Raw genomic sequence first — 6,848 nt, forward strand, 5'->3', positions numbered from 1 at the left:
ATCGCCGCGACGGTGATCCACAGCAGCACAATAATCACCATCCCCGCGAAGAGCCGGTGCGCCCCGAAGAACACCGGTGTCCACAGCGTGTTCAAGGCGATTTGCGCAGCCCACAAGGCCAGCACCTCTTGGCTGCCGGGAATCAGGGTCAAGCGGTAACCCGCCCAGGCCAGCAGCGCGTAAATGAGAGTCCAGGCTACCGGGAACAGCCAGTTCGGCGGGGTGAAGCTGGGTTTGACCAGCGCGTCATACCACGCACCCGGTTTGAAAATAATGCCCGTGCTGGCAGCGGCGGCGCAGGCCAGCAGGAAGATAAAGAAGGTCATCGTCTGTCCTTAGCTGAAGTCAGCTGTGTGTGAGGGGCGGGATTTTTCCCTGCCCTCTTCAATGACTCAAACGCCCTCGCATAAATTCCATCCGGCATGGCAATTGGCGCACAGCACCGGCTCTTCTGCACGTCATCAAAATCCGCTAGGGTGCCTGCACACTTTAGCCCGTTTTGACCTTATCGAGACTGCCCGCATTGACCTCCTCCACTGATCACACCGCCAGCCCCTGGTCGGTGTTCCTGATCTTCCTGCGCCTGGGGCTCACCGCCTTCGGCGGCCCGGTGGCGCACCTGGGGTACTTTCGCGACGAGTTCGTCACCCGGCGGCGCTGGCTGAGCGAGCGCAGTTATGCCGACTTGGTGGCGCTGTGCCAATTTCTCCCGGGCCCGGCCAGTAGCCAGGTGGGCATTGCGTTGGGCCTCTCGCGGGCGGGCTACGGCGGCGCGCTGGCAGCGTGGCTCGGGTTTACCTTGCCGTCGGCCCTGCTACTGATCCTGTTTGCGCTGGGCCTTGCGCAACACAGCAGCGTCATCCCGACCGGCGTACTGCATGGCCTTAAAGTGGTGGCCGTCGCCGTGGTCGCCCAGGCCGTGTGGGGCATGGCGCGCAACCTGTGCACCGACACGCCGCGCATCACCCTGATGCTGATCGCCGCCTGTGTGGCGCTGTTGCAAACATCGGCCTGGGGCCAAGTCGGCATCATCGGCGCGGCAGCGGTAGCCGGCCTGCTGTGGCTTAGCACCGCACCGCCCGCTGCCCATGACGCCCTGTCCATCACCCTCAGCCGTCGCGCGGGCGCACTGTGGCTGGCGCTTTTTTTGCTGTTGCTGGCGGGCCTTCCGCTGCTGGCCGAGCTGACGCCAGGGCAAGGCCTTGCAAGGGTCGACGCGTTCTACCGCAGCGGCGCGTTGGTGTTCGGCGGCGGCCACGTAGTCTTGCCGTTGTTGCAAGCCGAAGTCGTGCCGACCGAGTGGGTGAGCAACGACGTGTTCCTCGCCGGTTACGGCGCCGCCCAAGCCATGCCGGGCCCGCTGTTCACCTTCGCCGCGTTCCTCGGCGCGGCCATGCAGCAGCCCCCGAACGGCTGGCTCGGCGGCCTGCTGTGCCTGCTGGCGATCTTCGCACCCTCGTTTTTACTGGTGGTGGGCGCACTGCCGTTCTGGGAAACCCTGCGCCGCAGCCCTCGCACCCAAGCCGCTCTGGCGGGCGTGAACGCGGCGGTGGTTGGCCTGTTGTTGGCTGCGCTGTACCAACCAGTGTGGACCAACGCAATCTTCAGTGCGCGGGATTTCAGCCTGGCTCTGATTGCCCTGGTGGCATTAATGGTGTGGAAGTTGCCACCGTGGCTGGTAGTGCTAGGCAGTGGCGGGCTGGGGGGGTTATTAAGCCTTATTCTGGGATAGGGCCAGACGCTACGATCTTGAGCCACGGCCAACGCGCCTGATAACTCTTGGCCTTGGCCACAAATAACTCGGGCTCGCGATGAAGAGGGTTGATCCGCAGCACACCCTGCTCTACATCCGCCAACCCGTACGGCGCGTACACCTCGCCAGTAGCGACCTGGAGCGCGATGCACGTGCCCGCCACCAGGTAGCGATCAACGCCTTGTTTGGCCGTGTGCAACTGCGGATAAGGTCGGCCAAACCGCTCGCCATACCACAGATGAACCCGTGCCTGGTTCCTAACCTCGACGTTGACGCCCAAGTCCTGAAACAGCAACTCGGCTGCGCGAATGACGCTGTCCTCTGCCTCGTAGGACAGGTCCGTGTCGAAGTAGAAAACGTCGTAGTCCTTCACACCTTGAGCGACGGGTAGATTCGATTGATGGTTCCACACCGCCTGGAACAGGCAGCCCGCCGTGAGCATGCACTGGTCCACACCGAGGTCAGGCAGACGCGCGGTTATTTCGGCGTTGATGGGGTTGGCCATGGCCAGTTCGAGCAGGGTTTCAACGGTCAAAGTCATGTTTAATCCTGGGTCATCGAGCCTTTTGTAAAAGCCGACTTTACGACAGCGCTGAGTCAGCCGTGTGAACGGCAGCGTAGGCAAATGCGCTGAAGTGCGCAATGAAACGTCGCCGCCTCACTCCGTTGCCTGCGCTTACGTCAGAATCCGCCGGCTTGTGCACTGGGGTGGCCGTCTCCAAGGTTGCTCGGTCGCTGAATTGTTCAATGATCGGGTTTAGTCGCCCACGGTTAACCCTAACAAGCGATGAGGTTGTGGCCCAAGCAAGACATTAACACTGGGGAATGTCACACCGGATCCAACCACCCTCTTGAGCGTCGTTTCCGACGCCAGCAGCGAAACCCTGATCACCAATAACTACGAAACCTTCGCGTCCGTCAGCACGCGATTGCTCGACCGCGAACCGCCCTGCCCTGGCTGATGGTTAACCCTTCAACTCACCCGCCCGATTACTCGCCGCGTCGTCGTAAGCCACATACAACGACTCGGCGATTTGGCTTTTGATGGCTTTGGTGGACTCCAGGCCAAGCACAAAACCTTCGGCTTTACCGCCAGCGCGGTTGAGTTCTTCGTGAGTGGCGGCACCGGTGATTGCGTCGAGGAGCTTGGCGGCGTGAGGGCCTACGCCTTTAGGGAGGGAGATTTGGTCAATGGACATGGCGATACCTTTAATAAAAGTGGTCGGTAGCGCGTGGAATCACTGCCGGGGGTGGCATGGTAGACCGGTTAGCAAAGAAACGGGCTGCTTTCGGCCGCAAGCAGCTAGAGGTGACAGCCCATACAGCAATGAGTTAACTCAAAACAACAACGCCATTCTTGGGGATGTTCACGTATGGCAATGACCCGTTCTGCTGATGATAAGTGTCTAGAGCGAGCGCTTCATACCAATGCAAATAGCCATTAAGCATATGCCTTGGAATATCCGACGTGGGCAGTGGAAAAAATGCAACGGACATTTGATCGTTCTTTTTTTCGCCCCAACGCCAACCCGCTGAATGCCCTGGCGCTTGCTCACCCCAAAATCCAGCCGACCAACCAAACTGGTTCATGCGCGCTTTGAACGAGCTGGTTTGGCCTATGTACTGAATAGCGGGGTTACTGGGGAAAGCCTTTCCAACAGCTCTCCAAGCAATACAATAAATTCCTTTCGATGTAACCATTTGACCGAGAGTGGGATCCACTTTTACGGACTTTTTGCCGGCTCCAGGCCAGAAACATTTGCTGATATCCTCCCAGGAATACCAGCCCGCGCCATGCGCATCTAGATCAAACGTTTTTGGCGCTCTCATAGCGACTTCCTTAGTCATAGCTGTGCGTTCATGCACTGCAAACGTGCAGATGAAAAAGGCGACTGATTTATTTTTATGATCTATTTTTTAAGAAATATGAAAATAAATCCGTCCCCTTTTTTGCGGCGTCTGTGAAAACGTCTGCTCAGGCCTGGCTGATATCCAGCAATCGAGGCGCGGCAATCGCCAGATAGTCCTGCGTATCGAGCACCATCGACGCATCCAGCCGCCCCGCGTTGAAGGCTATTTCAGCGTAGCCTGTGGTCAAGGCCGGATCGACGATCAATTCAATCCGCTCATCGAAAACAAAAGGAGGGATGGCGCCGATCCGGCACCCGGTCAGTTCCATGGCGGTTTCGGCCTTCACCAGCTCGGCTTTTTTCCCGCCCAGGGCCGCTCCGACTTTCTTCATGTCCAGCTTCTGGTCGCCCGGCAGTATCACCAGTGCATAGGGTCCGGCCTGCCCCTTGAGGGAGCAAAGCATTGCCTTCGCGCCTTGGCCGGGCTCGGTGCCACGGATTTCGGCGACGCGCGCCGACTGGCCCTCGGCATCGTGCATCAACACCCGGTAGGAGGCTGAGCGCGCATCGAGTAGTGCCACGAGGCGATCGAACATGGGATGCATGTAGTTTCCTCTGGTTTACAGGAACAGGTCGTAGGACAGTTTGCTGATCAGAATCACCAGTAACACCAGGAATAGAGCCCGGACAAAGGGCACGCCTTTATGAACCGCTAGCCAGGTGCCAGTGAGCGCGCCAAGGATGTTGAATGCCGCCATGGGGATTGCAATCAGGTAGAGCACGTTACCCGTCGGAATGAAGAATATCAGTGCCGCTACGTTGGTCGCGATGTTCACTAGCTTGGCCGATGCCGAGGCATGAAGAAAGTCGAAGGCGAAGCAGCGGATAAACAGGAAGTTCAGGAAGCTGCCAGTGCCGGGACCGAACAGACCATCGTAGAAACCGATGGCGCCGCCGATGACGATCGCCAGCAGTTTTTCCTTGGTACCGATGTGCATGGGTTTGTGCAGGGCGCCGAAATCTTTTTTCCAGAAGGTGTAGATCGCCATCAGTACAATCAACACCAGCACCGCCGGCCGGATCATCGCCTGGGGTACGAACGACACCGTGGCGGCGCCGAAGAAGGCCATGACAAAGGCCGCGCAGGCAGCGGGGATCACAAGCCCCCAGTCGATCACCACCTTGCGCACGAAGGACCGGGCCGCGAAGGCGGTGCCGCAAGCGGCCGCGACCTTATTGGTACCCAGCAGCGCCGCCGGTTGAGCGGTGGGTAGCACGTTGAATAGCGCGGGAATCTGGATCAGTCCGCCGCCGCCCACCGCCGCATCGATCAGGCCGGCGGCGAAGGCGAACACGCAAAGGATGACGATATCGACCATGAAATCAGGCTCTGACTATGTAGGGTTGATGAGGGTCCAGCGGCACCACGCGTGCCGGATCATTGACCCCGAAGACACGCAACATCCAGCGATCTCGGCCGTCGTAGCGGGGTGTAAAACCATCTCGGGCATGCAGGGTTTTCTGGTTCTTGAAGATCAGCATGTCCCCTGGCTGCAGCAGTATGTGGTGCACGACATCGGGATGATTGGCGGCGGCAGCGAACAGTTGGAGGGCAAACTGCGCATTGGCGCAGGTCGCTTCGACACTCGCTTTGTTGTAGCGGCAATACAGGCCATCGGTTGCGCTTGTGTACAGCAAGGGTACGTTTTCCAGCACATTCCCCTGCTTGCCGAAGGAAGCCGGTCGGCGAACGGTGAAATTCGGTCGTGACAATTCTTCTTCGACGCACGCCGGTAGAATGGCCAGCAGTTCGTCAATGGCGACGATGCGCGTCGGCACGTCGAGCTCGCAGCGCAGGCCGGTCAGGGACAGGTACTCCGGACAGGCCGACAACTGCGAGACGGGTTCACAGGTCAAAGGCAGGTGAGGGTTATCGACATGCATGCCCAGATCCGCGCGCGAGCCATAGGAGCTCTTTTCGGTCTCTCGCTTGTGCTTGGGCGATACGTGACGGAACACTGTGTCGCTGCTTTCACCCTCGTACGCCAGCGGACGGGTTTGCAGCGTTTGCAGCACGGACAAAATAGCCCCGGCCAGAGTCGACACGTTCTCGATACCCGGCTCCAGGTCATAGGGCGTGGCGGGCAGTTGCGGGTCCAGCGGGAGCCCCCTGACGATCATCGCCACTTCACGGGCCTGTGGAAAACTGCGTAGCTGCTGGATTTTCTCAGCGCACAGGACACTTTCCAACAACAGCCCCAGGGCCGGCATGTGGCGGATACCCGAGGCGCTATCGGTCACGTCCAGCGATGCCAGACCGGCCTGAAGTGTACGTTTCTCTTCGAGCGACAGATGAATTTGCGGTATCTCCCGTCGGGTCGATGTCACTGATTTTTTTTCCAGCCATTCATGAATTACTTCATCAGCACACGCTGCGGCTTCCCCGATTACTTCATCCAGCTTCGACACGTCCTTGCGCTCCTGGTTGCCCCATCCTTGTGGGTTGAACGGGAAGGTTAACGCAAGGGCCTTTTTTGTGTTGCAATGCCGCGTTGTGAAAAATGCAATGAGGTGGAGAGTGGCATTGAATATGTTGGGGGAACTTGAAGCCTTCGCGACCGTGGCTCGCAAGCGCAGCTTCGTCGCCGCGGCACGGACGCTGGGGCGTTCCCCCAGCGCACTGACCCGCGCCGTTCAAGCCCTGGAGGAAAGTGTGGGGCTCAAGCTGTTCAATCGCTCGTCCAATGCCGTGAGCTTGACCGAAGCGGGTGAATGCTTATTGCCCCACGCGTACAAAATGCTCGACCTGCAACGTGAGGTGGATGAAGACCTGGCCGGTCTCAGCGGCCTGGCCTCGGGCTGGATCCGTTTTTCCGCCCCCGAGGTTCTTGGACACGGGGTATTGCCCCGGTTGATCGCGCAATACTGCGAGCGTTATCCAGACGTCAACATCGATGTGATTTTCACCGATGCGATCATCGACCCGGCCAAGAGCAAGCTGGACTTCTCGATTCGCGGCGCGTTTCCACAATCCAGCGACTTGATCGGCTTTGCGCTCTGGAGTTACTCACGTTATCTGTATGCCAGCCCAGGCTACCTGGAGCGCAACGGCATGCCCGACTCCATCGAGGCACTGGAGTCGCATTCGCTGATCCTGCATACGGCGCCGCGGATTCTCAAGGAGTGGAATTTTCGCAGTGAGGAGCAGGCCATCAGCTTTCGGGTTCATCCAAAATTTCGTTTCA

The 6,848-nt window shown here is 59.1% G+C and carries 9 protein-coding genes; 2 read left to right on the top strand and 7 right to left on the bottom strand.

Annotation, left to right across the window (positions count from 1 at the left end; genetic code table 11):
- The coding region (locus tag E0F99_RS28035) for a TspO/MBR family protein (protein ID WP_130909061.1) at positions 1–326 on the bottom strand (326 nt) is incomplete at its 3' end.
- Between the two features lie 197 nt (positions 327–523).
- Between E0F99_RS28035 and chrA the strand changes: the two genes are divergently transcribed.
- Positions 524–1,732 carry a chromate efflux transporter gene (gene chrA, locus E0F99_RS28040; protein ID WP_130909062.1) on the top strand — a complete coding sequence of 403 codons (1,209 nt, stop codon included), beginning with the start codon at positions 524–526 and terminating at the stop codon, positions 1,730–1,732.
- Here the strand turns inward: chrA and E0F99_RS28045 are convergent.
- From E0F99_RS28045 to E0F99_RS28070, 6 genes are all read right to left on the bottom strand, one after another.
- Positions 1,719–2,294, bottom strand: a complete 576-nt coding sequence (locus E0F99_RS28045; RefSeq protein WP_083357700.1) for a nucleotidyltransferase family protein — start codon at positions 2,292–2,294, stop codon at positions 1,719–1,721. The genes chrA and E0F99_RS28045 overlap by 14 nt on opposite strands.
- Before the next feature lie 424 nt (positions 2,295–2,718).
- On the bottom strand, positions 2,719–2,952 hold the full coding sequence (locus E0F99_RS28050; RefSeq protein WP_017136893.1) for a hypothetical protein: 234 nt from the start codon (positions 2,950–2,952) through the stop codon (positions 2,719–2,721).
- Positions 2,953–3,085: 133 nt separating this feature from the next.
- Positions 3,086–3,601, bottom strand: a complete 516-nt coding sequence (locus E0F99_RS28055) for a hypothetical protein (protein ID WP_130909063.1) — start codon at positions 3,599–3,601, stop codon at positions 3,086–3,088.
- 127 nt (positions 3,602–3,728) lie between these two features.
- The gene (locus E0F99_RS28060; RefSeq protein ID WP_083357698.1) at positions 3,729–4,208 is read right to left on the bottom strand and encodes a YbaK/prolyl-tRNA synthetase associated domain-containing protein; all 480 of its coding nucleotides are present in this window, start codon (positions 4,206–4,208) and stop codon (positions 3,729–3,731) included.
- Between the two features lie 15 nt (positions 4,209–4,223).
- Positions 4,224–4,982: a sulfite exporter TauE/SafE family protein gene (locus tag E0F99_RS28065; RefSeq protein ID WP_130909064.1), complete on the bottom strand. Its 759-nt coding sequence runs from the start codon at positions 4,980–4,982 to the stop codon at positions 4,224–4,226.
- Between the two features lie 4 nt (positions 4,983–4,986).
- Entirely contained in the window at positions 4,987–6,072 is a 1,086-nt protein-coding gene (locus tag E0F99_RS28070) for a TauD/TfdA family dioxygenase (protein ID WP_083357696.1), read from the bottom strand.
- A 109-nt stretch (positions 6,073–6,181) separates the two neighbouring features.
- Here E0F99_RS28070 and E0F99_RS28075 point away from each other — a divergent pair.
- Positions 6,182–6,848 (top strand): LysR family transcriptional regulator (locus E0F99_RS28075; protein WP_130909065.1); only part of this gene is annotated, 667 nt, incomplete at its 3' end.

This window comes from Pseudomonas antarctica (assembly GCF_900624995.1).
GTDB lineage: Bacteria > Pseudomonadota > Gammaproteobacteria > Pseudomonadales > Pseudomonadaceae > Aquipseudomonas > Aquipseudomonas antarctica.

What these genes read in the sequence shown, in the direction of transcription:
- E0F99_RS28045 (WP_083357700.1), bottom strand. Translation starts at nt 2,294, where the DNA reads ATGACTTTGACCGTTGAAACCCTGCTCGAACTGGCCATGGCCAACCCC.
- E0F99_RS28050 (WP_017136893.1), bottom strand. Translation starts at nt 2,952, where the DNA reads ATGTCCATTGACCAAATCTCCCTCCCTAAAGGCGTAGGCCCTCACGCC.
- E0F99_RS28055 (WP_130909063.1), bottom strand. Translation starts at nt 3,601, where the DNA reads ATGACTAAGGAAGTCGCTATGAGAGCGCCAAAAACGTTTGATCTAGAT.
- E0F99_RS28060 (WP_083357698.1), bottom strand. Translation starts at nt 4,208, where the DNA reads ATGCATCCCATGTTCGATCGCCTCGTGGCACTACTCGATGCGCGCTCA.
- E0F99_RS28065 (WP_130909064.1), bottom strand. Translation starts at nt 4,982, where the DNA reads ATGGTCGATATCGTCATCCTTTGCGTGTTCGCCTTCGCCGCCGGCCTG.